The organism is Kitasatospora sp. NPDC058048, assembly GCF_042885555.1.
GTDB lineage: Bacteria > Actinomycetota > Actinomycetes > Streptomycetales > Streptomycetaceae > Kitasatospora > Kitasatospora lactacystinica.
On sequence record NZ_JBHVRT010000024.1, the window covers coordinates 100,677 to 127,239 of the forward strand.

A 26,563-nucleotide genomic window follows, 5' to 3' on the forward strand; every position below is an offset into this window, starting at 1 on the left:
GAGGTCTGCCTGCCTGCCTCGTGAGGGCAAGAAGTGCGGGCCCCTGGAGGCACACACGTAACGATCCAACGAACAGAATCCGGACAACATTCCCAAGTCACTCAGATTCTTCCCGGCGATGCAGTATCCTGCCGGTTTTCACCCCGGCCTCGAACGCTGAGTGACCGGTCGGGCGCGTCCCGTGCCGCCGGCCGACCGTTCCGGGAGCGATGTCTTCACTCGACCCACACGCTGCCGCCGCCCACTCGTTGAACCCGCGAACGGCCGCCGGCGTTCCCCGCGTTCCCCGCTTTCCGCCGCCGCACGCACCCCGGCACACGCAGGTCCTCCTCACAAACGATGCCGAATCGCTATCACTCCGGCTCTTGCCCGGCACGGGACACTGGGAAGGTGTCAGTCATGCACCTGACCAACAGCACGAACCGCCTCACTGCGCGTAACCGCAGTCTCCTTCGGGACACCGCGCTCGCGCTGGGCTGTGCCGCGCTGTTCGGCCTGCTGGCCGCTCCGGTGACCGGCCAGTGGCACCCGCTGGTCCGCTTCGACCAGGAGTGGATCGGCGAACTGCACACCTACGCCCGGGAACACCGGGTGTGGACCGCCTCCGTGCAGACGCTCTCGGACATCGGCGGCACCGTCACGATGCGGACGCTGCTCGGAATCGCCGCCGGGTGGCTCTGGTTGATCGGCGCACGGGTGCTGGCCGGCTGGGTGGCCGCCCAGGCCCTGGTCGGCTGGGGCGCCCAGTGGGCGCTGAAGCAGGCCTTCGACCGCGGCCGCCCCTCCTTCACCGATCCGGTCTCGCACGCCGACGGCCCGGCCTTCCCCTCCGGACACGCCATGGCCTCGGCGATCACCTGCGCCGTCCTGGTCGGCCTGCTCTGGTACCGGGTCCGCCGGCGCGGCCGCACCGCCGCCTGCCTGGTGGCGGCGGCCACGGTGCTGACCATCGGCTGGACCCGGATCGCGCTCGGGGTGCACTGGCCCAGCGACGTCCTGGCCGGCTGGCTGGCCGCCGGCATCGTGCTGGGCACCGTGACCGCCGTGATCCAGGTCTGGCGCCCCGGCGCCCTGGCCCGGGACGTACGGCGGGTCAACTGGCGCACCAGGGACCGGGTCCAGCGGGTCGTCGTGTCGGCCGGGCGCCCCTCGCGCACGGCCGCCCCGCTGGACGAGGACGGGCCGCACGGCCCGCCGGAGGAGGTCCCGGGTGACCCATTCGGACGGGCCGACGAGACCGTCCGCTGAGGCCTCGTCACCCCACGGCCCGCTCCCGGCCACCGCCGGCCACCGCGCTAGCGTGGCGGCCATGCCCGACACCACCGCCCCCACCGCCCCCATCTCCCCCGCCGCGCCCGCCGGTTACCCCGAGCGCCCGCTGCGGATCGCCGCCGTCCAGGCCCAGGCCGTGGCCGGTGACATACCCGCCAACGTCGCCCAGGCCGCCGAACTGATCCGCGAGGCCGCCCGGGCCGGCGCCCGGCTGGTGCTGTTCGCGGAGAAGGTCCTCTCCGGGTACGAGCCCGAGCTGATCAGCGCCGACCCCGTCAAGTACGCCGTCCAGCCCGGCGATCGGCGCCTCGCGCCGATCGCCGAGGCCTGCCGCGAGACCGGCACCGCCGCCATCGTCGGCGCCGCCGTACGGGACGGCGCCGACCTGCGCGTCTCCGCCCTCGTCCTGGGCCCGGACGGCGAGTTCGTCACCCGCTACGACAAGCAGCACCTGTTCCACAGCGAACGCGAGCACTACCGCCCCGGGACGGCCGGCTGCACCCTGGAACTGGACGGCTGGCGGCTCGGGCTCGGCGTCTGCTACGACTCCGGTTTCCCCGAGCACGCCCGGGCCGCCGCACTCGACGGCTGCCACGCCTACCTGGTCGGCGCGCTGTTCAGCATGGGACACGGCCACCACGAGTCCCGCACCTGGTTCCCGGCCCGCGCGCTCGACAACACCCTCTACACGGTGCTCGCCAACCACATCGGCCGCACCGGCGACTGGCACACCTGCGGCGGCAGCGCGGTCTGGGGCCCGGACGGCCGGCTGATCGCCGAGGCGAGCGAGGACCGGCGCGAACTCGTCGTCGTCGACCTCGACCCGGACGTCCTGCGCCGCACCCGCGAAACCGAGTCCCTCCTCGCCGACCTCGCCCTCGCCACCGCCCGCCCGCAGGCCCCCCGGGCCCGCTTCACTCTGGCCTGACGCACCTCGGCGGCCACCCCGGCCGGGGGCGTCAGGGCACGGGGCGCGCTCGGTTCCGGTGCACCGGTCACGGCCCGGTCAGGAGGCGCGCATCGCCGCCACCGCGGTCATCCGTCCGACCCGGCGGGCCGGCAGCACCGCGGCGGCCAGGCCGACCAGGACGGTCAGGGTCAGGGCGGCCAGCACCGGCAGGACGGGCGGGGTGCCGACCGTTCCCAGCGTCGAGGTGATCGAGCGGGCGGCCGCCCAGCCGTAGGCGACGCCCAGGCCGGTGCCGACCAGCGCACCGGCCAGGGAGAGCAGCAGCGCCTCCAGGGTGAGCATCCGGCGCAGTTGCTCGCGCGACATCCCGATCGCGCGCAGCATGCCGATCTCGCGGGAGCGTTCGCTGATGCTGAGCATCAGGGTGGCCGCGACGCCCAGGCCGGCGATGGCGACGGAGAAGGACAGCAGGACCATGCTGACGGTCTTCAGCCGGTCCAGCAGCGAGCGCAGGGTGTCCGCCTGGGCGGCCGTGTCGGCGACGGTCACCTGCGGGTGGTCGGCGAGGGCGCGGTCCAGGGCCCGGCGGGCGGTCGGCCGGTCGTCGCCGGCGGCCGGGGAGATCCAGGCCGTGGTGACGGGCGCGCCGGGGGCGAGGCGGTCCAGGGTCGTGGGCGTCACCAGCAGGGTGGCGCCGCTCTGCAGGGTGAACGGCAGGCTGCTGCGGCCGGGTTGGAGTCTCAGCTCGACGCCGCCGGCCCGCCGCACCCCGGTCTCGCCGAGTCCGCTCAGTGCGGTGCCCTCGGTGAGTGCGCGGGCCCGCTCCACGTCGTCCGTCGAGGAGTTGAGCCGGGTGGGGTCGACGGCGGCGACCACGGTGGGCCGGCCGTCGAGGTCGACGGTGGCCGAGCGGACCGGGGTGACGGTCAGCCCGTGGTCGGCGCCGAGGGCACCGAGTGCCCCGGTGGGCAGGGCGCCACCGCCGGTGGCGGCTGCCGAGAAGACGCCGGGCTGGCGCGCGGACACCACGGGCACCAGCGACTGCGAGGTGATGTCGAGCGCGGTGACCGCGCCGACCATCACGGTCACGCCGAGCAGCAGCGCCGAGCCGGTGGCCCCGGTGCGGCCGGGGTTGAGCCGCAGTTGCTGGGTGGCGAGCCGGCCGGCCGTCCCGCCGAGCCTGCGGGCGGGGCGGCCCAGTACGGCGACGACCGCGGGCAGCACCCGGTGGGACAGCCGCAGCACCCCGAAGAAGTTGGCGATGGCACCGACGGTGACGGCGAGCAGCGACAGCGGCGGCGGGGTCAGCGCCCCGGCCACCAGCAGCGCCGTGCCCGCGAGCAGCAGGCCGGAGGTCCGGACCGCGGCCCGCGCCCTGGCCGCCCCGCCGGCCGGAGCGGGGGTGCCGCCGAGCGCGGCGATCGGCGGCACGGCCGCGGCGGCCTTCGCCGGACCGCGTACGGCCAGCAGGGTCAGCAGCACGCCGAACAGTCCGGCCGCCAGGCAGGTCAGCGGGGTGGGCATCAGTGACAGGTGCACCGGTCCGAGGTCGAGCCCGCCGACCACGGCCGTGCCGAGCGCGCCGAGGGCGACCCCCAGCAGCACGCCCGCCACCGAGGCGCCCGCCCCGAGCAGCAGTCCCTGGCGGCGGATCAGCCGGCGCAGCTGCTGCCGGTCGGCGCCCACGCAGCGCAGCAGGGCGAGCTGGCGGGTCCGCTGGGCGAGCACCACCGTGAAGGTGTTGCCGACCACCATCCGCGCCACCGCGAGCGCGATCAGGACGAAGGAGAGCGCGGCGACCAGCACCACGCCGTACATGGTGTTGCTCTGCCGGGTCGCCTCGGTGACCGAGGCCGCGCGGGTGTGCACCTGGACGTCGGCGCCGAGGGCGGCGCGCAGGGCGTCGACGGTCCCGCTCCGGGAGGCGCCGGGGGTGGCCCTGACGTCGAGTCGGTCGGTGGTGACGCCGGTCGCGTAGCCGGCGACCGCGCTCGCCGGGACGCCGATGATCGGGGCTCCGGCGAGGCTCGGGGCGCCCCGCTCGTCCAGGGTGCCGACCAGCCGGGCGGTGGCGGCGGTGCCGTCGGCCCGGGTCAGGTGGACCTCGGCGCCCACGGCGGCGTCCAGCCGGTGCGCGGTCCCGGTGTCGAGCAGCACCTCGCCGGGGCCGGCGGGCCAGCGGCCGTCCTTGAGCAGCTGCCATCGCAGCGCCGGGTCCTCGGCGACGGCGCTGACCGTGGCAGTCCGGTCGAGCGGCCGCCCGTCGGCGGCCAGCACGGCGCTCCTGCCGGTCAGCCGCGGGGCCACCGCGGCCACCCCGGGGGTCTGCCGCACCTGCTCGGCGGCGGCCGCGTCCAGCCCGCCGGCCGCGGCCTTCCCGGTCGCCTGGATCGCCTTCCCGGTCACCTGGATGTCGCCGGGGCCGACCTCGGCGGCCGCGGTCTGGCTGTAGGAGTCCACCAGTGCCCCGCTGCCGCTGACGGAGGCGATCAGGAAGGCCACCCCCAGGGCGATCGCGGCGCCGCTCAGGAGCAGTTGGCGCAGTTGGCCGCGCAGCTCGGCCACGGCGTATCGGTAGGTCGTCATGGTTCCCCGGCTCGTCCGCCCTGACCTGGAACGGTGCTCCGGCAGGGGTCCCGACGAGCCTAGGAGCGCGGCGGCCACGCCCCGTCAGCACGAGGTCTGTTTCATGATCAAACCGTGGGCGCACGGCGGCCTCCGCCGCCTCCTCCCGGAGAGGTACGCCGCCCCTGACGCCGGCCGGTCCGCCCGCCGCCGGTCGCACCCGACGGTCGCACCCGGCGGGCGGCGACGGGCGGCGGCGGGCGGCGGCGGGCGGCGCCGGGCCCGGGAACGCCGCAGGCCCCCCGCCCGGAGTGGGCGGAGGGCCTGTGACCTGCGTGTTCGCTGTGCCCCAGGCAGGATTCGAACCTGCGACACCGGCTTTAGGAGAGCCGTGCTCTATCCCCTGAGCTACTGAGGCGCGGCCCGGGTGCTACCAGGCCGTTCACAGCGTACCGGATCAGGGGTGGGGCGCGGGGTGACGGAGGGGGTGCGGGCGGGGTGTGGGCGGCCGACGGGGTGTCAGGGCGGTTCAAGTAGCCTGCCGGGCAGGGTGGGATCCGCCCCGGCACGCCTCGCTAAGGAGACGAAGGACCTGATGAAACCTGCTGTGCACCCGGTGGGCCGGCTGTTGGGGCAGGTGTGGGTGTGGCCCTCGGTGGTCATGCTGGCGGTGGGCGGGTACCGGCTGGGGACGCCGGACCTGTGGCGGGACGAGATGGCGACCTGGACGGTGGCCACCCGCTCCCTGGGGGACCTGCTGCGGCTGCTCCAGCACGTCGACGCCAGCAACGGCGCGTACTACCTGCTGATGCACGGCTGGACGGCGGTGTTCGGCGACTCGACGGTCTCGCTGCGAATACCCTCCGTGCTGGCGATGGCCGGGGCGGCGGCGTTCGTGGCGCTCACCGCCGAGCGGCTGTTCGGCAGCAGGGTGGCGGCGGTCGGGGCCGGGCTGCTGTTCACCGTCCCCCCGGAGATCTCCCGCTACGCCCAGGAGGCGCGCTCCTACGCGCTGGTGACCTGCGCGATCGCGGCGGCCGCGTACTTCCTGCTGCGGGCGCTGGAGCGGCCGACCTGGCGGCGCTGGGCGCCGTACTGCGTGGCCATGGCGCTGGCCGGCGCCGGGCACCTGGTGTCCTTCAGCACGGTCGCCGGGCAGGTGGCGCTCCTGGCGCTGCACCTGTGGCGCACCCGCCCGGAGGCTGACCGGCGGCTGCTGTGGCAGTACCCGCTGGCGGTCGCCGTGGCGGCGCTGCCGGTGCTGCCGGTGGTGCTGCTGGGCAGCCGGCAGTCGGACCGGCAGCTGGGCTGGATACCGACCCCCTCCCTGCGCGGCCTCGCCCACTTCGGGGAGCGCCTCTTCGGCTCGGACGTCGTGTTCTACGCCTTCGTCCTGCTGGCGCTGCTGGCGCTGGCGCTGCCCGGCCGGCGGATCCGGGCCTGGCAGGCGCTGCTGCTCGCGGAGCTGCCGGTGGTGGGCGTCTGGCTGGTGTCCCGCCTGACCGACACCTCGTACTTCCTCGGGCGGTACCTGCTGTTCACGGTGCCCGCCTGGGCGGTGCTGGCCGGCGGCGGCGGCGGGGCGGTGTACGGCGCGATGGCGGCTCTGGCCCGGCGACGCGGCCGGGCGCCCCGGGGGGCCGTCCCGGCGGCCGGGTTGCTGACGGTCGCCCTGCTCGCGGTACCGGCCGTGGCGTCGCTGCCGCAGCAGCCCGAGGTGCGGTACGTGGGCTCGCACAACGGCTCGGAGGAGCCGTTCAAGGCGGCGGCCCGGGAGATCTCGGCCGGCTACCGCTCCGGGGACGGGATGGCGGCCCCGCTGGGCGACCAGTCCTGGGCGCTGGCCTGGCCCGGCGTCGACTACTACCTGCCCTCGGACGTACGCCCCTATCCGGTCTTCGTCGCGCAGAGCGCCGACGACGCCGGGGAGCTCTCGCCGATGCCCTGCCCGCAGCCGGCGGACTGCCTGGGCGGGGTGTCCCGGATCTGGCTGCTGGTCCTCGGTGACACCCAGGACCCGCTGGGCGCGATGCCCACGGACCAGGCGCAGGTGCTCCGCACCCAGTACGGCGACCCGGACCGGGTGACGCCGCTCGGCGGTCTCACGCTCGCGCTGCTCGACCGGGACGCCTAGGCCCTCTCTTTCGGATCACGCCAGGCGGTCGCCGCCGGAGCACGCACCTCGTCGGCTTGTCGTCGGTCGCCGATGCTCCGCATGGACTCCCTCCTCCGCACCGCCGATCCACGCACTCCAACGACGCCCACTGGTCCGACGTGATCCGAAAGAGAGGGCCTCCGGCGGAGAAGGAGGAAGGGGAGCCGGTGCGGACCGGCTCCCCTTCTTCTTCTGCCTTCTTCTGCGTTCGATGCCTCAGCGGCTCAGTGGCCTGGCGGCCCGGCGGCTCACCTCAGCGGCTCACAGCGTGCGCAGCAGCCGGGACTGGATGGACGGCGGGTTCAGGTCGGACTGGAGGGCCACCGGGACCTCCGCCTTGCCGTCGCCCGCGCCCACCCGCAGCACGCCGACCTCCGTGCCGGCCGTCGCCCTGTGGTCGACCTTCGAGGTGTCCAGGGTGACCGTGCCGGTGATGCCGGGGAAGCCCGCCACCACCAGGTCCTTGGTCGCGACGACCGCGACCTTGCCGCCGAGCCCGTCCTCCACCGAGCCGACGACGTCGCCCTTCTTCACCACCGTCTGGCCGGTCACGCCGTTCTGCGCGGCCTGGATCTGCTTGCCGCTGACCTTCAGCACGGTCGGCAGGATGCCGTCGCCCGGGTTGGGCGAGGTGGCCTGCTGGCCCAGTGTGACGCCGAGGATCAGCCGCTGCACGCCGCCGATCTCCTTGTAGGCGGCCCACATCAGGCAGCCGCCGGCCGGGGTGCTGGAGCCGGTCTTGACGCCGATGACGCCGGCCTTCGGGTTGATCAGGTTGTTGGTGTTGGAGATCTTCACGTTGTTGAAGTTGGTCTCCGCGGTGGAGACGATCTGCCGGAAGATCTCGTCCTGCATGACCTGCTCGGCCAGCTTCAGCTGGTCCTTGGCGGTGGACTTGGTGTCCGCGCTGAAACCCGCCGGGTCGGCGTAGATGGTGTTGGCCATGCCGAACTTGGCCGAGGTGTCGTTCATCAGCTTGACGAACTCGGCCTCGGAGCCGGAGTGGAAGCGGGCGAGCAGCCGGGCCACGTTGTTGGCCGAGGGCAGCATCAGCAGTTCCAGTGCCTGGTACTCGGTGAGCACCTGGCCCTCGGTGAGCGTCACCCGGGACTCGTCGACGTTGCCGGACTCCTGCGCGGCCTGCTTGTCGACGGTGATCTTCGGGCCGCTCTCCCCCTTCTTCAGGGGGAACTTCTGGAGGATCAGGTAGGCGTTCATCACCTTGGTGACACTGGCGATCGAGGACGGCGTCTCCTGGCCCGAGCTGCCGAGGCTGCCGACGCCGACCACCTCGGCGGCGGACTGGCCCTTGGTCGGCCAGGCGAGGTCGAGCACGTCGCCGGAGAAGCTGTAGCTGCCCGCGGCGGTCATCTTCAGCTTGGGGTCCGGCAGCGGGCGCAGCAGCTGGGCCACCGCGAGCGCGCCGAGCACCACGGCGAGGAAGACCGTCCAGATGGTCACCCGCTTGAGGGCACGCCGCAGCGGCGACACCGGGCGGGCGTTGAGGGAGGCCAGGACCTCCATCGCCTCGGCGGTGTTCTCCGGCGACGGCAGCGGCTCCGGTGCGGGCAGCGGCTCGGGCTTGGGCAGCGGCGGGACCGGCGGCACCGGCCGCGGGTCGGGCTCCGGCAGCGGCTTCGGGGCCGGCACGGGCGCGGGCACGGGGGCCGGCTTCGGCAGCGGCTTCGGGCCGGGGGTCGGCTCCGGCTCGGGAACGGGCCCGGGCTCCGGACGCGGCTCGGGCTTCGGCTCCGGCACGGTGCCGGCCGGGGCGGCGGTGCCTGCGGCGGAGGCGCGCGGCGGCGCGGGCTTCTCCAGCTTCTCGGCCCGGTCCGGCCGCTGGCCGGGCTGCCCGGTCCTGGTCAGCGCGAGGGTCATGGAGCTAATGGCGGGAGCGTCCTCGGCGTCGGCGTCCCCGGTGTCCTCCGGGTCGTCCTCGGTTCCGGCGTCCCCGGTCTTCTCGGCCTTCTCGGTCTTCTCGGCCTGGCCGGTCTGCTCGGCCTTCTCGGTCCGCTCCGCGCCGTCGGCCTCGTCGGTGCCGTCGGGCTTGCGCGCCTTGTCGGCCTTGCGGGCGTTGTCCGTGTTGCGGGCGTTGTCGGTGTTGTCGACGTTGTCGGCCGCTTCGCCGGCTGCCTTCTCCGCCTCGTCCGCCGTCCCGGCCGGTGCGGCCGAGGACCCCGAGCCGCTCTCGGAGCCGGTCTCGGAGTCGTCCTCGGAGCCGGTCTCCCCGGACGGCTCGGCCGCCTTCTGCCCGGCCTTCCCCGACGCCGTGGCACCCGTCCGCATGGCGAGACGCGGGTCGGCGGCGACCGGACGCCCGGCGGGCTCGGCCTCCTCCGCGGTTTCCGGCGAAGTCGCCTTCTCCCCCTCCCCACCTTCGGAACTCCCCTTGCCGGCGGCCTTCACCAGCTCATCGGGCAGCCGCAGCGCGGTGGTGCTGTTGTCCACCGGCAGCCGCAGCATCGTCGTCCGGCTGTCCACATCCCGGACGCGGAGCTGTACGGTCGAGCCGCCCTTGGGCGCCGCCTCCGAAGCGTCGGCGGGCGCCTTCGGGGCCGCCTCGCCGGAGGCCTCCGCGGGGCTGTCCGAGGAGGTGTCGGAGGAGATCTCGGCGGTCGCCTCGGCGGCGGCTGTCGCCGACGGCCCGTCAGCAGCCGTACCGGAGCCGCCCTCGGCCGGCCCGGCGGCGCCTGCCGCCGTACCGGTCCGTTCGCGCTCGCGGTCGCGCTGCCGCTCGTCGCCGTCCCTCAGCACCCTGTCGGGGGACTCGCCCACGTATCCCAGCCTCCTCAACGCCCGGCGGGGCACCGGCGAACCCGATTTCGGGAAGCCGACGCCCCGCCCCGTGTACCTGTACAGTCTCCGCCACCGGCGGCCGTTCCGGCCGCACACACCCCGCCCGACCGGCGCTTATTGTCGCCACCCGGTCGCGCCGCGGCCTGTTCACCGATCAGACGCAGGGCCCGCCGCCGCCGGTTCCGCACCTTCACCGCAAGGTCACGATTCGGAGGCGTACTCGACAAGCCCGTGTGAGAGGCGTCACCCTGTCTCTCATCCACGCGGGGAGGCTTGGATGGGCAAGAGCCGCAGAACTGTTCCCGAGGAACTCTTGCTGCTCGCTTTGGACCCGACCACGGGTACCACGGCGCAGCCGCAGACCCTCGACCTCGGACTCGCCGGGGCGCAGCTCGTCGAGCTGTCCCTGGCCGGACGGATCGTACCGGAGGGAGACCGGATCGCCGTCGTGCTCGCACGACCGACCGGCGACCCGACCCTTGACCACGCACTGGAACTGTTGCGCCGACGCGGCAGTCCGGTTCGCGCGGCGCACTGGATCGGCGGGCCCCGGTTGGGGCTGCGGCAGACCTATCTGGCGCACCTGGAGCGCTGCGGCATGGTCACGGCCGTGCCGGGCCAGGTGTGCGGGGTGCTGCCGACGACCCGGTACCAGGCGTCCGACGACTGCACCAACGCCGCGATCAAGCAGCGGCTGGACACCGCGATCCGCACCGGTGTTCCGCCGGATCCGCGGACGGCCGCGCTCGCCGCGCTCGCCCACTCGGTCGGGCTGGGCAAGCACCTGTACCCGGGCAACGAGGGCCGGTCCTCGCGGTCGCGGTTGCGCGACCTGATCCGGTACGACCCGCTGGGCGGGATGGTCGCGCACGCCGTGATGGACGTGCAGAACGGCCTTCCGGCGCAGCAGAACCGTTCTTCCCAGGGTCCCGGGGCCGCTGCCGGCCGCCCCGGCGCCCGTACGGCGGGCCGGGGTTCGGGCGGGCGGGTCCCCGCCTCCCGGGTCGGCGTCCGCTGACCCGGGAGGGCACCAGACCCCGGGAAAGCACCAGACCCCGGGAGGGCACCAGAACCGGGGAGTGCACGAGGGCCGGGGAGTCCTGGAGGGCTTCGCCGGCCGCAGTGGTCCGCACGGCCCGGCGGGCAGCCATCACGGCGCCCGACACCACCGGCCGCGCACCCGGCGGCGCACGCCGTCCCCCTCGCACCGCCCGAAGGCGCTGAGCGCCCCGACGCACCACCGGTGCCACCGGCACCACCGGCACCACCAACAGCACCGAGGGGCGGTCGCCCCGCGACGCGAGTCGCCCGGCGACCGCCCCTTCGCCGTCCCCGGACGCCCGGCAACCGCCCGCCCCCGCACCTGCCGGGGCAGGTGCGGGCCGGTCCGGGGGCGGCCTCCGCAGTACCTGTCCGAGTCGTCCGAGCCGCATTACCACCTGGGGGCTTTCGCTGTCTCGCGGAAGTGCTTTTCCGATGATCTGTGCTACCGCGCTGCTGTGATTCCCCGGCGCCGACCTGGCCCAAGGTGACATGCTGCTCCAAGTCAGGGGGGTTGGTCCCAATGTCCGAAGTGTTCCGAGGGCTGCCGCTCCAACGAGCACCAGAGGTCCGGCCGGAGGTCGAAGTGTCCGCCAACGTCAATCCCACCGTGCGCCGCCGGCGCCTCGGTTCGGAGCTGCGCAAGCTCCGCGAGGGCCTGGGCATGACGGCCGAGGAGGTCGCCGGCCGGCTGATGGTCTCCCAGTCGAAGATCAGCCGGCTGGAGAACGGCCGCCGCAGCATCAGCCAGCGCGATGTGCGCGACCTCTGCGACGTCTACAACGTGCCCGACGACCAGCTGCGCACCAGCCTGATGGAGATGGCCAAGGAGTCGCGCCAGCGCGGATGGTGGCACGACTTCAACGACATGCCGACCCCGTACAGCGTCTACATCGGACTGGAGGCCGAGGCCTCCTCGATCCGCGCGTACGAGTCCTCCTTCGTCCCCGGCCTGCTGCAGACCGAGCACTACGCCCAGGCCGTGGTCGAGGGCACCCAGCCGGACACCGACGCGGTCGCCGTGCAGCGCCGGGTGCAGGTCCGGATGAAGCGCCAGGAGCGCATCCACGGCGAGAACCAGCTGGGCAGCCTGTGGACCGTCATAGACGAGGCGGTGCTGCGCCGCGAGGTCGGCAGCAAGGCCGTGATGGCCCAGCAGTTGCAGCAGATGCTGGAGCTCAGCCAGCGCGCGAACATCACCATCCAGGTGATCCCGTTCTCGCACGGCGCCCACCCCGGCATGACCGGGACATTCTCGCTGCTGGAGTTCCCGGAGTCAGCCGATTCCACAGTTGTCTACTTCGAAGGTGTGACGAGCGATCTCTACCTGGAGAAGGAGGCGGACGTGCGCCGCTATACCGGTCTGTACGACTACCTGAGAGCGGCCGCACTCGGTGTCTCGGAGAGCCGGTCGCTGATAGCCGACATCGAGAAGGAATTCCACGAATGATCACCCCGTCCGAGTACGGAACCCGTTGGCGCAAGAGCAGTCACAGCGGGGGCCAAGGCGCCTGCGTGGAGATCGCCGTCCCAGGCGCGGGGGAGGTGGCCGTCCGGGACTCCAAGGACCCCCGGGGGCCCCAGCTGCGCTTCTCGGCCGATGCCTGGAACGCCTTCGCCTCGGCGGTGGGGGACGGCGCCTTCGGCGGCCTCCCGGACTGACCCTCCCCGCCCGGTTCCGCACTCGGACCAGTTGCCCGTAGCGGTGGCCGTCGCCCCTCGGCGGCGGCCGGCGCTACGGGCAACTCCCGTTCCTGGCTGCTTCCGTTCCGCCAGGCCCCGTTCCGGGGGCCCGGGTCGGTCAGCCCGTCACCGGGTAGCGGGTGGCCCAGTTGGCGCCCTCCGGGGTCCGCCGGTCGTGCAGTTCGGTGCCGTGCACCAGCTCCAGCACGAAGTCGTCGGCGAGTTCGAGGATCGCCCCGCGCCCTTCCAGTCCGGCCAGCAGGCCCGGCGGCAGCGCGGTGTCTCCGTGCAGCGCCCCGAGCAGGTTGCCGCAGATCGCGCCGGTGGAGTCGCTGTCCCCGGAGTGGTTGACCGCGAGCAGCAGGCCCGAGCGCACGTCGTGCGCGACCAGGGCGCAGTAGACGCCGATCGCCAGCGCCTCCTCGGCCACCCAGCCCTCCCCCAGCGCCTCGACCCGGTCGGCGGACGGCTCACCGGCCCGCACCGCGTCCAGGGCGGCCCGCAGCGCGGCGGTGGTCTCCTCGTGCGCCGGCCGCTCGGAGAGCAGGGCGAGCGCCAGGTGGACGCCCTCCTCCAGGGTGCCGCCGCGGGCGACGGACTGGACGATCACCGCGAACGCGCCCGCCGCGAGGTATCCGGTGGGGTGGCCGTGGGTGAGCACCGAGCACTCCACCGCGAGTTGGAACACCAGGCCCGGCTCCCAGGTGGTGAGCAGTCCGAACGGCGCCGCCCGCACCACCGTGCCGCAGGCCTTGGAGTGCGGGTTCTTGGGGGCCTCCAGGGTGCCGAGCCACTCGGCGTCAGCCCCGCCGAGGCCCGACAGGCAGCCCTGTCCGGGGGCGCGCTGGGCGTAGAGCCACTCCTCGCGGCCGAGCCAGCCGAGGTCGGGGCGGCGCTCGTCCGGGCCCCAGTCGCGCTGGGTGGCGGCCCAGCGCAGGTAGGCCAGGTGGAGGTCGGTGGGCGGGTGCCAGCTGCCGGTGTCGCGCCGGATGTGGGCGCGGATCAGCCCGTCGACGGTGAAGAGGCTGAGCTGGGTGTCGTCGGTGACGGCGCCGGTGCGCCCGTACGCGGGGACGTAGCCGGTGACGCCCTGCGGGCCGTGCTGGGCCCGGATCTTCTCCAGCGACTCGAACTCGACGCCGGCGCCGAGCGCGTCCCCGACGGCACCGCCGAGCAGACAGCCCCGCACCCGGCTGCGGTAGTCCTGCTGCTGGGCGCGTGACCACAGTGGCATCACGACGGGGCGCCTTTCCTCGGGTGTGGGGTCCGCGCGTCGCTCGGCCCGAAGCGCGCCCTGGCACTGTATTCGAAGAGCCGATCGAATCGGCCCCTCCCCAAGGGTTCGGTGCCCCCGTCCCGGCCGCCGTACGGGCGGCGGCCGGGACGGCAGGGGTGTCAGTCCAGCACCGGCAGCAGCTCCGGCAGGTGCCCGTCCGAGGCCAGCGCCGCGGCCCGCCGCTCGGCCGGCACCTCGCCGTAGGTGGTGGTGCGCTGGCGGTGCGGGCGGCCCGCGGCCTCGGCGATCGCCTGGAGGTCGCGCACCGACTTGTAGCTGCCGTACGCCGAGCCGGCCATCCGCGAGATGGTCTCCTCCATCAGCGTGCCGCCGAGGTCGTTGGCGCCCGAGCGGAGCATCTCGGCCGCGCCCTCGGCGCCCAGCTTGACCCAGCTGGTCTGGATGTTGGGGATGTGCGGGTGCAGCAGCAGCCGGGCCATCGCGACCACCGCGCGGTTGTCCCGGGCGCTCGGGCCGGGCCGGGCGATGCCGGCCAGGTAGACGGGCGCGTTGGTGTGGATGAACGGCAGGGTCACGAACTCGGTGAAGCCGCCCGTCCGTTGCTGGATCCCGGCGAGCAGCCGCAGGTGGCCGAGCCAGTGCTTCGGGGTGTCCACGTGCCCGTACATCATCGTGGACGAGGAGCGCAGGCCCAGTTCGTGCGCGGTGGTGACCACCTCGACCCAGGTGGCGGCCGGCAGTTTGCCCTTGGTGAGCACCCAGCGGACCTCGTCGTCCAGGATCTCGGCGGCGGTGCCGGGGATGCTGTCCAGGCCCGACTCCTTGGCCCGCTGCAGCCAGTCCCGGATCGACAGCCCAGTGCGGGTCGCGCCGTTGACGACCTCCATGGGCGAGAAGGCGTGCACGTGGATGCCGGGCACCCGCTCCTTCACCGCGCGGGCGATGTCGAAGTAGGCGGTGCCGGGCAGGTCCGGGTGGATGCCGCCCTGCATGCAGACCTCGGTGGCGCCCACCTCCCAGGCCTGCGCGGCCCGGTCGGCGACCTGCTCCAGGGAGAGGGTGTAGGCGTCCGCGTCGGTGCGGCGCTGGGCGAAGGCGCAGAAGCGGCAGCCGGTGTAGCAGACGTTGGTGAAGTTGATGTTCCGGGTGACGCAGTAGGTGACGTCCTCCCCGACCGTGTCGCGGCGGACGTCGTCGGCGATCCGGCAGAGCGCGTCCAGGGCCGGGCCGTCCGCGTGGAACAGGGCCAGCGCCTGGTCGTCGGTCAGTCCGGTCGGGTCGTCGGCGGCCACCGCGAGGGCCTCCCGCAGGTCTCCGGCGAGGCGCTCGGGCGCGCCCTTCGCGAGCACCTGCTCGCGCAGCACCTCCCAGTCGCCGTACACGTCCTCGAAGTCGGCCCGGCGGTCGCCGGTGCGGCCCTCGGTGTCGATGGTGGCGTGCAGGTCGGTGCGGCCGTACGACTCCGGCAGGTCCTCGGGCTCCTGCCAGGGCAGGCCGCGGACCACCGCGTCCGGGTCGGCCAGGCCGGTGGCCGGGTCGGCCAGGGCGCGGACGTGCGGGAGCACCCGCGGGTCGAGCCAGGGTTCGCCGCGGCGCACGTACTCGGGGTAGACGGCGAGCCGCTCGCGCAGTTCGAAGCCGGCCGCCGCCGAGCGCTCGGCCAGCTGCTCGATCTGCGGCCAGGGGCGCTCCGGGTTGACGTGGTCCGGGGTGAGCGGGGAGACCCCGCCCCAGTCGTCGATGCCGGCCGCGATCAGCCGCTCGTACTCGCCGTCCACCAGGTTGGGCGGGGCCTGGAGGCAGGCGGCCGGGCCCATCAGGTGCCGGGCGACCGCCACCGTGGCCACCAGCTCGTCCAGTTCGGCGTCCGGCATGCCGCGCATCGCGGTGTCCGGCTTGGCCCGGAAGTTCTGCAGGATCAGTTCCTGGACGCCGTGGTAGGCGCGGGAGACCTTGCGCAGCGCGAACAGCGATTCGGCGCGCTCCTGGTACGTCTCGCCGATGCCGATCAGCAGGCCGCTGGTGAACGGGACGGAGCTGCGCCCGGCGTCCTCCAGCACCCGCAGCCGGACGGCCGGCTCCTTGTCCGGGGAACCGTGGTGCGGGCCGCCGGGCTCGCTCCACAGCCGGGTGGCGGTGGTCTCCAGCATCATGCCCATGGAGGCGGAGACGGGCTTGAGCCGCTGGAAGTCGGTCCAGCTCAGCACCCCGGGGTTGAGGTGCGGCAGCAGGCCGGTCTCCTCCAGGATGCGGATCGACATGGCGCGCACATAGGCGATGGTGTCGTCGTAGCCGTGCGCGTCCAGCCACTCGCGGGCCTCCGGCCAGCGGTCCTCGGGCTTGTCGCCGAGCGTGATCAGGGCTTCCTTGCAGCCGAGTTCGGCGCCCCGGCGGGCCACGTCCAGCACCTCGTCCGGGGACATGTACATCCCGTGGCCCTCCCGGCGCAGCCGGCCGGGGACGGTGACGAAGGTGCAGTAGTGGCACTTGTCGCGGCAGAGCCGGGTGAGCGGGATGAAGACGCTCTTGGAGTAGGTGATGACGCCGGGACGGCCGGCGGCTTCGAGGCCCGCGTCCCGGACCCTGGCGGCACTCGTACAGAGGTCCAGCAGGTCCTCGCCTCTGGCCTGGAGCAGCACGGCGGCCTCGGTCGTGTCGAGGGCGACGCCGTCCCGGGCGCGGCGCAGGGCTCGGCGCATCGCGTTCTCGGTCGGCGGGGTGCTGGCGTCCATGGCGGTTCCGTCCATGGCGCGACCCTACGCCAGGCGGTGGTACCGCGGGTGGACCCAACCCTGAGGCCGTCTCAGGGTCGGCGTACCCAAGAAGGTCAACCCGATCTGGACCCACAGGGCGATGACGGCGGCGCCGCGGCGGCCTCTAATGGACGAGCAAGGCCAATCACACGTGTTCGCGGAGGAGTTGAGACGCCATGACCAACGAGAAGGCGGCGGGGGACGATCTGGACGGCGGTGCGCCGTACCGCTCCCGGCGACGCGTCCTGATGCGCGCCGGGGTGCCGGTGGCGGTGGTCGCGGTGATCGCCGCAGGGGTGGGGCTGGTCCCGGCGCTGGCGGCCGACGGCGCGCCCGACCTGCCGACGCTGACGTCGGAGCAGCTGGTCGCCAAGGTGCTCGGGTCGGAGGCCCAGACGCTGTCCGGGACGGTGTCGATCAGCACCGACCTCGGGGTGCCCGGCCAGCTGCTCGGCGCGGCCGGCGGCCTCGGCGGGGCGGTCGGCGGGCACGGCGGCAACGGCGGGGGCTCCACCGCGGACCCGCAGTCCAAGCTGCTCGGCCTGCTCGGCGGGGACCAGACGCTGCGGGTCGCGGTGGACGGCCCGGACCGCCAGCGGGTGGACGTGCTGGAGAACATGGCCGGCTACACCCTGGTCCGCAACGGCGACCAGGCCTGGGCCTGGGACAGCTCGTCCAACTCCGCGGTGCACATGACCGGGCGGGCGGCCGCCGCCGAGCGGCACGGCAAGGCGCCGCTGTCCGAGCTGCCGACCACCCCGCAGGATGCCGCCAGGCAGTTCCTGACCGGGAGCGCCGGCACCACCTCGGTGACCGTCGCCGGGACGGCCAAGGTGGCCGGGCAGAACGCCTACGAGTTGAGCGTGAAGCCCACCCAGTCCGGTTCGACGCTGGCCGAGGTCCGGATCGCGGTGGCCGCCGACAACGGGGTGCCGCTGGCGGTGGCGGTGAAGTCCGTCGACGGCAGCACCGTGCTGAACGTCCGCTTCACCCAGGTGTCCTTCGCCAAGCCGGCCGACAAGACCTTCGACTTCTCCGCCCCCAAGGGCGCCAAGGTGACGGAGCAGAAGGCCGGGGACGTGGCCGAGGGCGCGCCGGGCGACGCCCGGGAGCACCGCGGCACCGGGGCGCCCGAGGGCGTCGACGTGATCGGCGAGGGCTGGACGACGGTCGTCTCCACCCGGCTGCCCGACGCGGCGGACGGGGCGCCGAAGGCCGACGCCAAGGGCGGCAAGCACGGCGGCCGCGGGAACGGGGCGGCGCAGTCGCTGAACCCGCAGGCGATGGTGAAGTCGCTCGGCAAGCCGGTCGCCGGCGGCACCCTGGTGAGCACCAAGGTGCTCAACGTCCTGCTCACCGACGACGGCCGGGTCCTGGCCGGCGCGGTGACCCTGCCGGTGCTCCAGCACGCCGCCGGGGTGAACTGACGGATGACCAAGGCTCCCGTAACGGGGGACGTTACGGAGTCGGCCGGGGGTACGGGCGCGGTGCCGCGTCCGGCCCCCGCGCCCGTCCCATCCGCTTCCCCCGCCTCCTCTCCCGCCTCCGCCGCCTCCCCGGCCGCTCCGGCCTCGCGTGAGGCCGCCGACGACGTCATCCGGACCCGCGGCCTGACCAAGCGCTTCCGCGGCGGCCAGCTCGCCGTGGACGGCCTGGACCTGGCCGTGCCGCGCGGCTCCGTCTTCGGCTTCCTGGGCCCCAACGGCTCCGGCAAGACCACCACCATCCGGATGCTGATGGGCCTGATCGCCCCCACCTCGGGCGCGGCCAGCGTCCTCGGCGAGCCGATGCCGCAGTCCGTCGCCACCGTGCTGCCCCGGGTGGGCGCGCTGATCGAGGGCCCGGCCCTGTACGGCTTCCTCTCCGGCCGGGACAACCTGGCGCGCTTCGACGCCGCCGACCCGACCGCCGACCCGCGCACCCGCCGGCAGCGGGTCGAGACGGCGCTGGAGCGGGTCGGCCTGAGCGCCGCGGCGGGCAAGAAGGCCCGCGCGTACTCGCTGGGCATGAAGCAGCGCCTGGGCCTGGCCTCCGCGCTGCTGCAGCCGCGCGAACTGCTGGTGCTGGACGAGCCGACCAACGGGCTGGACCCGCAGGGCATGCGGGAGATCCGGACGCTGGTCCGGGAGGTCGCGGCGGAGGGCACCACGGTGTTCCTCTCCTCGCACCTGCTGGACGAGATCGAGCAGGTCTGCACCCACGCCGCGGTGATGTCCCGGGGCCGGCTGGTGGTGCAGGGCACCGTCGCCGAGCTGGCCGCCCGGGCGCAGGGCCGGCTGGTGGTCCGCACCCCGGACGTGGCACGCGCCGCGGAGGTGCTGGCGGCCCACCGGGTCACCGCCCTGGTGCCGGGCGAGGACCGGGTGGACGGCGAGCCGGGCGTCCTGGACGAGGAGGCGCTGCCCAGGCTGTGCGCGGCGCTGGTCGAGGCGGGGGTGCGGGTGCACGGCTTCGGGCTGGAGCGGGGCACGTTGGAGGACGCCTTCGTGGCGCTGACCGGGGAGGGCTTCGATGTCGCGGGCTGAGGCGCTGTCGCGGGCCGGGGTGCCGCCGATCGGCACCGGCCGCCGGCCGCAGACGGCGGCCGGGTTCCTGGCGCTGTTCCGCAGCGAGCTGCACCTGACCTTCCGCCGGATGCGCACCAAGGTGCTGCTGGGCATCCTGGCGGCACTGCCGATCCTGATCGGGGTGGTGGTCAAGCTCAACACGGACAGTCCGCACGAGGGCGGCGGCGGTCCGAGCTTCATCGCGCAGACCACGCAGAACGGGCTCTTCCTGGTCTTCACCGCGCTCGCGGTGGCGCTGCCGGTCTTCCTGCCGATGACCGTCGGCGTGGTCGCCGGGGACTCGGTGGCGGGCGAGGCGGCCGCCGGGACGCTGCGCTACCTGCTGGTCGCCCCGGCCGGGCGGACCAGGCTGCTGGCCGCCAAGTTCACCGCCGGGCTGGTGTTCTGCGCGGCCGCCACGGCGGCGGTCGCGGTGACGGCGCTGGCCGCGGGCGCCGCGCTCTTCCCGCTCGGCCGGGTCACGCTGCTCTCCGGGGACACCATCGGCCTCGGCGACGCGCTGCTGCGCGCGCTGCTGGTGGCCCTGGTGGTCGCGGCCTCGCTGGCCGGGCTGGTGGCGATCGGGCTGTTCGTCTCCACCCTCACCGGCAGCGGCATCGCGGCGATGGCCGCCACCGTCGGGCTGGTGATCACCGTCCAGATCCTGGACGTCTTCCCGCAGCTGCACGCCGTCAGCCCGTTCCTGTTCTCCCACTACTGGCTGAGCTTCGCGGACCTGCTGCGGGCGCCGATGTACTGGGACGGCGTGCTGAAGGACCTCGGTCTCCAGGCCGCCTACGTCGCCGTGTTCGGCTCGGCGGCCTGGTCCCGCTTCACCAGCCGGGACATCAGCGTGTGACGGCCGCCTCGGCGGGTGCGGGCTGCGGCCGTGCCGCGGCCCGCACCGCGCGGTCGGCCCGCACCTGGCGCAGCGCGTCCCAGGTCAGCAGCGCGAGCGCGGCCCAGACCAGGCCGAAGCCGGCCCAGCGGGCGGGCGGCATGGACTCGTGGAACACCGCGACGCCGATCAGGAACTGGAACACCGGCGCCAGGTACTGCAGCAGCCCGAGCACGGTCAGCGGCACCCGGACGGCGGCCGCGCCGAAGAGCAGCAGCGGGATCGCGGTGATCACCCCGCTGAGCATCAGCAGCCCGGAGTGCCCCCAGCCGTACGAGCCAGCCACCGTGTGCCCGAAGGTGCCGCGCCCGCTGACCTCCAGGTAGACCAGGTAGCCGAGGGCGAACGGGAACATGAAGGCGCTCTCGGCGGCCAGGCTCTCCAGCCCGCTCAGCCCGACCTGCTTCTTCAGCAGGCCGTAGGTCGCGAAGGAGAGCGCCAGGGTGAGCGCGATCCAGGGCAGCTGCCCGTACGCGACGGCCAGCACCGCGACGGCGGCGGCGCCGATGCCCACCGCCGTCCACTGCGCGGTGCGCAGCCGCTCCTTGAGCACCAGGACGCCGAAGCCGATGGTGACCAGGGGGTTGATGAAGTAGCCGAGGCTGGTCTCGACCACGTGCCCGGCGTTGACGGCCCAGATGTAGACGCCCCAGTTGACCGAGATCACGGCGGCCGCGCCGGCCAGCATGGCGAGCCGGCGGGGCTGGCGCAGCAGCGGGCGTATCCAGCCCCAGTGCCGCTGGGCGATCAGCAGCAGGACGACCGCGACCAGGGACCAGACCATCCGGTTGGCCAGGATGTCGTCGGCGGCACCCGGTTCCAGCAGCGGCCAGAACAGCGGGAAGAGCCCCCAGATGCCGTAGGCGGCGACGCCGGACCAGAGGCCCCGGCCGTAGTCCTGCTGGTCTGTTCCCGCCATGGCCGAGTGCCTTCCCGCGCGCGTGTGTCGAGGCGACGGTAGCGGGCGGGAGGGCGGGCTGTCATCTCCGTTTCCGGATTTTGGTCATGACATTGCTCGCGGGCCGGACGGCTCCGCCGCTCCGGGGCCCGGAGCGGCGGAGCGGGAGTCCGGAGCGGCGGCGCGGGAGTCCGGGCCCGCGGCGACTCAGGAGTTCAGGGCCGCGCGGACGGACTCGGCCAGCGGGACGGTCGGACGGCCGATCAGCCGGGCCAGGTCGCCCGGGGTGCCGGCCAGCTCGCCGCGCGCGATGCCCGCGTCCACGTCCACCAGGGCCTCGGCGAAGCCCTGCGGCAGGCCCGCGCCGACCAGCGCGTCCAGGTGCTCGGCCGGGGTGACGTCCCGGTGCTCGACCGGCCTGCCGGAGGCCTTCGCCAGCTCGGCGGCCAGCTCGGGCAGGCTCCAGGCGGCGTCGCCGCTCAGCTCGTACACCTCGCCCCGGTGCCCCTCGCCGACCAGGACGGCGACCGCCGCGGCCGCGTAGTCCGCGCGCGGGGCGGTGGCGACCCGGCCCTGCCCGGCACTGCCGAGCACCACGCCGCGCGCCACCGTGCCGGCCGCGTCGCCCAGGTAGTTCTCGGTGTACCAGCCGTTGCGCAGGAAGGCGTGCGGCAGGCCGGAGGCGAGGATCAGCTCCTCGGTCGCCTTGTGCTCGTCGGCCAGCCGGAAGGTGGCCGCACCCGGGATGCTGGTGTAGGCGAGCAGCGCGACCCCGGCGGCCTTGGCGGCCTCCACCACGGCCCGGTGCTGCGGGATCCGGCGGCCGACCTCGCTGCCCGAGATCAGCAGCACCCGGTCGCCCCCGGCGAACGCGCCGGCCAGGGTCTCCGGCTTGTCGTAGTCGACCACCCGGACGGTCACGCCGCGGGCGGCCAGGTCGGCGGCCTTCTCGGCGGAGCGGACGGCGACGGCCACCTCGCTCGCGGGGACCTCGGCCAGCAGGCCCTCGACGACGAGACGGCCGAGCTGGCCGGTGGCACCGGTGACGACGTACATGGTGTGCTCCTCAGGGGTTGCTGCGGGGTTCTGGCCTCGAAACTCACCCTAGGGGTGGCACTAACCTTTCGAAAGTACGCACTTCAAAGTAGGGTACTGACATGAAGGTAAGCGAGCTGAAGGCCGGCGGGCTGCCCCCCGCCGACGTCTTCGACCGGATGTGCCCGTCCCGGGGCGTGCTGGAGCACGTCACCAGCCGCTGGGGCGTGCTGGTGCTGGGCGCGCTGAACGAGCGCGGCTACCGGTTCAGCGAACTGCGCCGCAAGGTCACCGGGGTCAGCGAGAAGATGCTCGCCCAGACCCTCCAGACGCTGGAGCGGGACGGCTTCGTGCTGCGCGAGGCGCACCCGGTGATCCCGCCGCGGGTCGACTACAGCCTCACCCCGCTGGGGCGGGAGGCGGCGGAACTGGTCGCGGCGCTGGCGCACTGGTCGGAGCGGCGGGTGCCGGAGGTCGAGACGGCCCGCCAGGAGTACGACGGGCGGGCTACCGCCCCGCGATGAGGGCGTCGAGCCCGTCCAGGACCCGGGCCAGACCGAAGGCGTAGGCGTGGTCCGGGCTGTACGCGCCGCCGTGCGCCTCGCCGGCCGCGGCACCCACCCGGGCGGCGACCGGGTAGCGCTCGGGGTCGAAGACCCGGGCGAGCAGCCCGGCGTTGGCCGCCCACCACTGCGCGTCGGTCATCGCGCTGTCCTGCCGGGCGGCGCGCTCGTCGGCGGCCATCCGGGCGCAGGTCTGGACGAAGCCGAGCAGGTGGGTCAGCGCGGCGTCCAGGTCGACGTCGGAGAGCCCGGTGCCCTCGAAGGCACGCAGCTCGTACTCGTACTTGGCCATCAGGCCGGGCCCCAGCGGCGGGCGGCTGGTGGAGACGGCGGCGACCCACGGGTGGGCGCGGTGCAGCACCCGGTTGTCGTCCGCGACGGCGGTGACCCGGGAGCGCCAGCCCTCGTCGGCGGGGGTGCTGCGGGGCATCGTGGCGTAGACGGTGTCCAGCATCAGGTCGAGCAGCTCGGCCTTGCCGGGCACATAGGTGTAGAGCGCCATCGGGGAGAGCCCCAGTTCCTGGGCGACCCGGCGCATGGTGACGGCGTCCGCTCCTTCGGCGTCGGCGAGGGCGATCGCGGTGGTGGCGATCTCACCGGTCGAGCGCGCCTGCCGGGGCCCGCGCCGGCCGGGCTTCTCCTCGGCGGTGAGCCCCCAGAGCAGGGCGAGGGTGCGTGCCGGGTCTCCTGCGCTGCTGCGGTCGCTCGCCATGGGGCCATCGTTTCACGCACCGGCAGGGGCCTTGACGGCGTGGGCGGCTACCGTCTCAGCATGACCAGCCCGACCAACCCTCCCGGTCCGCCCGGCGTGCCCGGCGTGACCGGCGTGCCCGGCTCGACCGGTCCGACCCGCGCGTCCGGCGCGTCCGGCCCCGAGCCGCTGCCCGGGACGGACACCGCGCAGACCCTCCGCCCGCGGGTGACCTGCCGCCGCTGCCACCGGCCGCTGCACGACCCCGAGTCGCGGATGCTGCGGCTGGGACCGGAGTGCCGGGACCCGGCGGAGCGGGTCGCGCGGTTCGACGTCGACCAGGAACCGCTGCCGGGGATGGGTTAGGGCCGCCCCGGCCCCGGCCCCAGACCTGGCCTCGGACCTGGCGCCTCAGCCCCGGCCGAAGAGGCGGCGCAGGCGGCCGGGGCGGGGCTCCGCCTGGGCGGCCCGCTCGGCCTCCGACCGCTCCGCCGCCTCCGGTTGCCCCGCCGCCCCCGAGTGCTCCGCCGCCTCGGCCTGGTCCGCCGCCTCCGGTGCGGTCTCCGCCCCCGCGTCGGCGGCGTCCTCCTGCTCCATCAGGTGCCGGGCGAGCGCGCGGTCCTCGTCGGACGTCCAGGGCGCGGCGAGCACCAGCGCGGACAGCGAGCGGAGGATCGTCACCGCCCGGGTGCGGCGGGCCCGGGCGCCGTGGTGCAGCCGCTGCTGGAGCAGGGCGGCGACGTCGGCCCGGGTCTGCGGCTGGGTCCAGCCGATCGCGACCAGCGCGAAGCCGGCCGCCTCGACCACCCAGTCCTCCGGCCCGAGCAGCAGGTCGCGCAGCACCCGGCGGCGCTCGGAGCCGGCCCAGGGCTGGTCGGTGCGGTGGTGGGCGATGCCGAGGCAGGCGAAGACCTGGACGGCCCGCACCCAGAGTTCGGGCTGGTGGGCGAGCAGGGCGCGGCCGAGTTCGTCCTCGCGCGGCACGGGCGGGTGGACCAGGACGCCGAGCAGGTCGTCCAGCGGCAGTCCGGCCAGCCGGACGGCGTGGTCGTAGGCGGCGGGGACGGTCGGCCAGAAGATCTCGGCGGTGGCGCGGACGAGTTCGGCGCTCCGCGGCGCGGGCGGGGCGACGGCCGGGCGCGGGTCGGTGCCGTCCCAGGCCCAGATCCGGGTGGTGGGTTCGGTCAGCGGCAGCCGGGGGTCGGGCTCGCCGACGGCCCGGTAGCCGACGGTGGAACGCGGCAGCGCGAGCCGGACGGCCAGCACCGAGCTGGGCGGCTCCACGGTGGAGGCCGTGCAGTCGATCTCGGTGTCGCGGCCGGTGTCGTGGGCGGCGAGCACCTGGTGCAGCACGTTGACGGTGGCCTCGGTGGCGCCGGAGACCAGGCCGAGCCAGGGCTCCCGGTGGCTCAGCCGTTCCAGCAGTTCCTGGGCGTACTCGTGCTCGGGGTGGGAGCGGTGGTGGTCGGCCAGGCCGAGCAGGTGGGCCGGGTCGCCGTCGAGGGCGTGGCGCAGCCCGTACCGGGCCGGGCCCGCCTTGGGGTGGTCGGGCTCGGCGGCGAGCACCCGGTCGAGCCAGGGCAGGCCTTCGGCGGGGCGCCCGAGGGCGCCGTACAGCTCGGCGACGTCGACGGCGAGGTAGCTGCTGGAGTCGTCGCGGTCCGGTGCGGCCCGGGCCAGCTCGGCCTCCCAGACGGCGAGCGCCCGTTCCGGCCGGCCGGCCGAGCGCAGGGCGTTGCCGAGCATCACTGCGGTCAGGTAGCCGGGGGCCAACCGGTGGGCCCGATCGGCGAGTTCAACGGCGCGGTCGGTGTCGCCGAGCCGGCGGGTCAGGCCGGAGGCCATCGCCAGCAGCGGCACGTGGTCCTCGTGCCGGGTCAGGACGGCCTGCACGAAGTCGTGGAACGGCCGTACGGCTCCGGCCGGTTCGGCCGGGAGCGGGTCGGGCAGCGCGCCGGTGGCGCGGGCCACCGCCTGGGCGACGGCGTCCGGGTCGACCAGGCCGGGCAGGTCCTCGCGGGCGAGCCAGGCGGCGTGCGCCCAGGGGCGGACCGGCTCGTGCTGGACGGCGGAGGCGAGCAGGCCGACGGCGGTGTCCCAGTCCCCGGCGGCGGCCTCCACGTGGGCCCGGCAGGCCACCGTGCCGAGGTACACCTGGCCGTCCAGCGGGAACAGCTCGCGGGCCGCGGCCGGTCCGCCCGCCGCCGCGCACAACTCGGCCAGTGCCTCGTGCAGTTCGGGCAGCTGGGGGTCGGCGAGGATCGCGTCGCCGAGGTGGTCGGCGGCGTGGGCCAGGTCGCCGGAGTCGATCGCCAGCCGGGCGAGGGCGACCTCGCCCTCGGCGGCCAGGCGCTCGTCGCCCGTGTCGTCGGTGTGCCCGCTCATTCGCCCCTGCTCCCCGTTCCCCCGGTGGTGCCGTCCTGCTCGGAAGGAGGCTATCCGGTGCGGCCGACAGCCCGGTGGGCCCCCACCGGCGGGCGGCGTCCAGCGACCGGACCGGATACGACCCGTACGAGTGGTTTAGACCTCCGATGGCCATATTTGATGCTTTCCGACCGCGAGGATGGCGGAGGCTCTTCGCACGCGAAGTGCCAATCCTGCCAACGGAATCGAGGAGATCAATGAAGCTCTCGCGCACCCTGTCCCTGGCGGCCTCCGCCGCCGTGCTGAGCACCCTCGCCGTCGCCGGCCAGACCGCCCCGGCCTCCGCCGCCGGATCCTTCGTGGTCTCCGAGGCCCAGTTCAACAAGATGTTCCCGAGCCGGAACTCCTTCTACAGCTACCAGGGCCTCACCGACGCCCTGGGCGCCTTCCCCAAGTTCACCACCACCGGCGACACCGCCACCCGCAAGCGCGAGGCGGCCGCCTTCCTCGCCAACGTCAGCCACGAGACCGGCGGCCTGCGGTACGTCGTCGAACAGAACACCGCCAACTACCCGCACTACTGCGACAGTTCGCAGCCGTACGGCTGTCCGGCCGGGCAGTCCGCGTACTACGGGCGCGGGCCGCTCCAGCTGAGCTGGAACTTCAACTACAAGGCGGCCGGCGACGCCCTGCACATCGACCTGCTGCACGACCCGTACCAGGTCGAGAAGAACCCGGCGACGTCCTGGAAGACCGCCCTCTGGTTCTGGAACACCCAGAGCGGCGCCGGACGGATGACCGCGCACGACGCCGTCGTCAACAACAAGGGCTTCGGCGAGACCATCCGCACCATCAACGGCGCGCTGGAGTGCGACGGCAAGAACCCGGACCAGCGCAACGCCCGGATCAACCTCTACAAGCAGTTCGTCGGAGTGCTGGGCACCGACGTCGGCGGCGGCAACATCTCCTGCTGACGGTTCGCCGGGGAGCGGGGGCCTGGGGCCCCGGAGCGGGACGTCGGCGCGGAGTGGGAAGTCGGCCGGGCCGACTTACCACACCCCCGCCCCCCGTGTGCGGCGGTAAAGCCCGATGCCCCAGCAGCGGCACCCCGGGCGGCGGGTCAGCGCGGCACCCGGGCGGCGGTTGAGCGCGGCCC

Annotated in this window: 20 protein-coding genes and 1 tRNA gene; 12 read left to right on the forward strand and 9 right to left on the reverse strand. The window is 74.4% G+C overall.

What is annotated here, in order from left to right; genetic code table 11:
• Nucleotides 1-399 precede the first annotated feature (399 nt).
• Together ACFVVA_RS24680 and ACFVVA_RS24685 are read left to right on the forward strand one after the other, a co-directional pair.
• A complete protein-coding gene (locus tag ACFVVA_RS24680; protein WP_387692680.1) occupies nucleotides 400-1,248 on the forward strand; it encodes a phosphatase PAP2 family protein in 849 nt (282 codons plus the stop codon).
• A 61-nt stretch (nucleotides 1,249-1,309) separates the two neighbouring features.
• The gene (locus ACFVVA_RS24685; protein WP_387692682.1) at nucleotides 1,310-2,200 is read left to right on the forward strand and encodes a carbon-nitrogen hydrolase family protein; all 891 of its coding nucleotides are present in this window, start codon (nucleotides 1,310-1,312) and stop codon (nucleotides 2,198-2,200) included.
• Between the two features lie 78 nt (nucleotides 2,201-2,278).
• Here the strand turns inward: ACFVVA_RS24685 and ACFVVA_RS24690 are convergent, their stop codons facing one another.
• Together ACFVVA_RS24690 and ACFVVA_RS24695 are read right to left on the reverse strand one after the other, a co-directional pair.
• Nucleotides 2,279-4,768 (reverse strand): FtsX-like permease family protein, encoded by a 2,490-nt coding sequence (locus tag ACFVVA_RS24690; protein ID WP_387692684.1) that lies wholly within the window; start codon nucleotides 4,766-4,768, stop codon nucleotides 2,279-2,281.
• A gap of 324 nt (nucleotides 4,769-5,092) precedes the next feature.
• A tRNA-Arg gene (locus ACFVVA_RS24695) sits at nucleotides 5,093-5,165 on the reverse strand.
• Nucleotides 5,166-5,342: 177 nt separating this feature from the next.
• On the opposite strand from ACFVVA_RS24695, the gene ACFVVA_RS24700 reads away from it, so the two are divergent.
• Nucleotides 5,343-6,881, forward strand: a complete 1,539-nt coding sequence (locus ACFVVA_RS24700; protein ID WP_387692686.1) for a glycosyltransferase family 39 protein — start codon at nucleotides 5,343-5,345, stop codon at nucleotides 6,879-6,881.
• Nucleotides 6,882-7,163: 282 nt separating this feature from the next.
• Here the strand turns inward: ACFVVA_RS24700 and ACFVVA_RS24705 are convergent, their stop codons facing one another.
• Nucleotides 7,164-9,677 (reverse strand): hypothetical protein, encoded by a 2,514-nt coding sequence (locus ACFVVA_RS24705; protein WP_387692688.1) that lies wholly within the window; start codon nucleotides 9,675-9,677, stop codon nucleotides 7,164-7,166.
• Between the two features lie 298 nt (nucleotides 9,678-9,975).
• Here ACFVVA_RS24705 and ACFVVA_RS24710 point away from each other — a divergent pair, with 298 nt between their 5' ends.
• From ACFVVA_RS24710 to ACFVVA_RS24720, 3 genes are all read left to right on the forward strand, one after another.
• Nucleotides 9,976-10,716 (forward strand): GPP34 family phosphoprotein, encoded by a 741-nt coding sequence (locus tag ACFVVA_RS24710; protein WP_387692690.1) that lies wholly within the window; start codon nucleotides 9,976-9,978, stop codon nucleotides 10,714-10,716.
• Between the two features lie 609 nt (nucleotides 10,717-11,325).
• Nucleotides 11,326-12,189: a helix-turn-helix domain-containing protein gene (locus ACFVVA_RS24715; protein WP_387692692.1), complete on the forward strand. Its 864-nt coding sequence runs from the start codon at nucleotides 11,326-11,328 to the stop codon at nucleotides 12,187-12,189.
• The gene (locus ACFVVA_RS24720) at nucleotides 12,186-12,401 is read left to right on the forward strand and encodes a DUF397 domain-containing protein (RefSeq protein WP_359899826.1); all 216 of its coding nucleotides are present in this window, start codon (nucleotides 12,186-12,188) and stop codon (nucleotides 12,399-12,401) included. The genes ACFVVA_RS24715 and ACFVVA_RS24720 overlap by 4 nt, the downstream gene beginning before the upstream one ends.
• Before the next feature lie 139 nt (nucleotides 12,402-12,540).
• Here the strand turns inward: ACFVVA_RS24720 and ACFVVA_RS24725 are convergent, their stop codons facing one another.
• On the reverse strand, nucleotides 12,541-13,656 hold the full coding sequence (locus ACFVVA_RS24725) for an ADP-ribosylglycohydrolase family protein (RefSeq protein ID WP_387692695.1): 1,116 nt from the start codon (nucleotides 13,654-13,656) through the stop codon (nucleotides 12,541-12,543).
• A 161-nt stretch (nucleotides 13,657-13,817) separates the two neighbouring features.
• Nucleotides 13,818-16,406: a bifunctional FO biosynthesis protein CofGH gene (locus ACFVVA_RS24730; protein ID WP_387692697.1), complete on the reverse strand. Its 2,589-nt coding sequence runs from the start codon at nucleotides 16,404-16,406 to the stop codon at nucleotides 13,818-13,820.
• A gap of 182 nt (nucleotides 16,407-16,588) precedes the next feature.
• Here ACFVVA_RS24730 and ACFVVA_RS24735 point away from each other — a divergent pair, with 182 nt between their 5' ends.
• The 3 genes from ACFVVA_RS24735 to ACFVVA_RS24745 are packed head-to-tail and all read left to right on the forward strand — an operon-like array spanning nucleotide 16,589 to nucleotide 19,817.
• A complete protein-coding gene (locus ACFVVA_RS24735) occupies nucleotides 16,589-17,839 on the forward strand; it encodes an outer membrane lipoprotein carrier protein LolA (protein ID WP_387692699.1) in 1,251 nt (416 codons plus the stop codon).
• A 60-nt stretch (nucleotides 17,840-17,899) separates the two neighbouring features.
• Nucleotides 17,900-18,937, forward strand: a complete 1,038-nt coding sequence (locus tag ACFVVA_RS24740) for an ABC transporter ATP-binding protein (protein WP_387692701.1) — start codon at nucleotides 17,900-17,902, stop codon at nucleotides 18,935-18,937.
• The gene (locus ACFVVA_RS24745; protein WP_387692703.1) at nucleotides 18,924-19,817 is read left to right on the forward strand and encodes an ABC transporter permease; all 894 of its coding nucleotides are present in this window, start codon (nucleotides 18,924-18,926) and stop codon (nucleotides 19,815-19,817) included. The genes ACFVVA_RS24740 and ACFVVA_RS24745 overlap by 14 nt, the downstream gene beginning before the upstream one ends.
• Here the strand turns inward: ACFVVA_RS24745 and rarD are convergent.
• Both rarD and ACFVVA_RS24755 read right to left on the reverse strand, forming a co-directional pair.
• Complete coding sequence (gene rarD, locus ACFVVA_RS24750) at nucleotides 19,807-20,775, reverse strand: EamA family transporter RarD (RefSeq protein ID WP_387692705.1); 969 nt, start codon at nucleotides 20,773-20,775, stop codon at nucleotides 19,807-19,809. The two genes, ACFVVA_RS24745 and rarD, sit on opposite strands and share 11 nt — an antisense overlap.
• A gap of 186 nt (nucleotides 20,776-20,961) precedes the next feature.
• Entirely contained in the window at nucleotides 20,962-21,810 is an 849-nt protein-coding gene (locus ACFVVA_RS24755) for an SDR family oxidoreductase (RefSeq protein WP_359899840.1), read from the reverse strand.
• A 101-nt stretch (nucleotides 21,811-21,911) separates the two neighbouring features.
• On the opposite strand from ACFVVA_RS24755, the gene ACFVVA_RS24760 reads away from it, so the two are divergent.
• Nucleotides 21,912-22,313: a helix-turn-helix domain-containing protein gene (locus ACFVVA_RS24760; protein WP_359899842.1), complete on the forward strand. Its 402-nt coding sequence runs from the start codon at nucleotides 21,912-21,914 to the stop codon at nucleotides 22,311-22,313.
• On the opposite strand, the gene ACFVVA_RS24765 is transcribed toward ACFVVA_RS24760, so the two are convergent.
• Nucleotides 22,297-23,064, reverse strand: coding sequence for a TetR/AcrR family transcriptional regulator (locus ACFVVA_RS24765; RefSeq protein WP_387692708.1), 768 nt, complete (start codon nucleotides 23,062-23,064; stop codon nucleotides 22,297-22,299). The genes ACFVVA_RS24760 and ACFVVA_RS24765 overlap by 17 nt on opposite strands.
• A gap of 60 nt (nucleotides 23,065-23,124) precedes the next feature.
• On the opposite strand from ACFVVA_RS24765, the gene ACFVVA_RS24770 reads away from it, so the two are divergent.
• On the forward strand, nucleotides 23,125-23,409 hold the full coding sequence (locus ACFVVA_RS24770) for a DUF6011 domain-containing protein (RefSeq protein ID WP_387692710.1): 285 nt from the start codon (nucleotides 23,125-23,127) through the stop codon (nucleotides 23,407-23,409).
• A gap of 45 nt (nucleotides 23,410-23,454) precedes the next feature.
• Here the strand turns inward: ACFVVA_RS24770 and ACFVVA_RS24775 are convergent, their stop codons facing one another.
• Nucleotides 23,455-25,428 (reverse strand): tetratricopeptide repeat protein, encoded by a 1,974-nt coding sequence (locus ACFVVA_RS24775; RefSeq protein ID WP_387692712.1) that lies wholly within the window; start codon nucleotides 25,426-25,428, stop codon nucleotides 23,455-23,457.
• A gap of 236 nt (nucleotides 25,429-25,664) precedes the next feature.
• Here ACFVVA_RS24775 and ACFVVA_RS24780 point away from each other — a divergent pair, with 236 nt between their 5' ends.
• Complete coding sequence (locus tag ACFVVA_RS24780; protein WP_387692714.1) at nucleotides 25,665-26,381, forward strand: chitinase; 717 nt, start codon at nucleotides 25,665-25,667, stop codon at nucleotides 26,379-26,381.
• The last annotated feature ends 182 nt before the right edge of the window (nucleotides 26,382-26,563 follow it).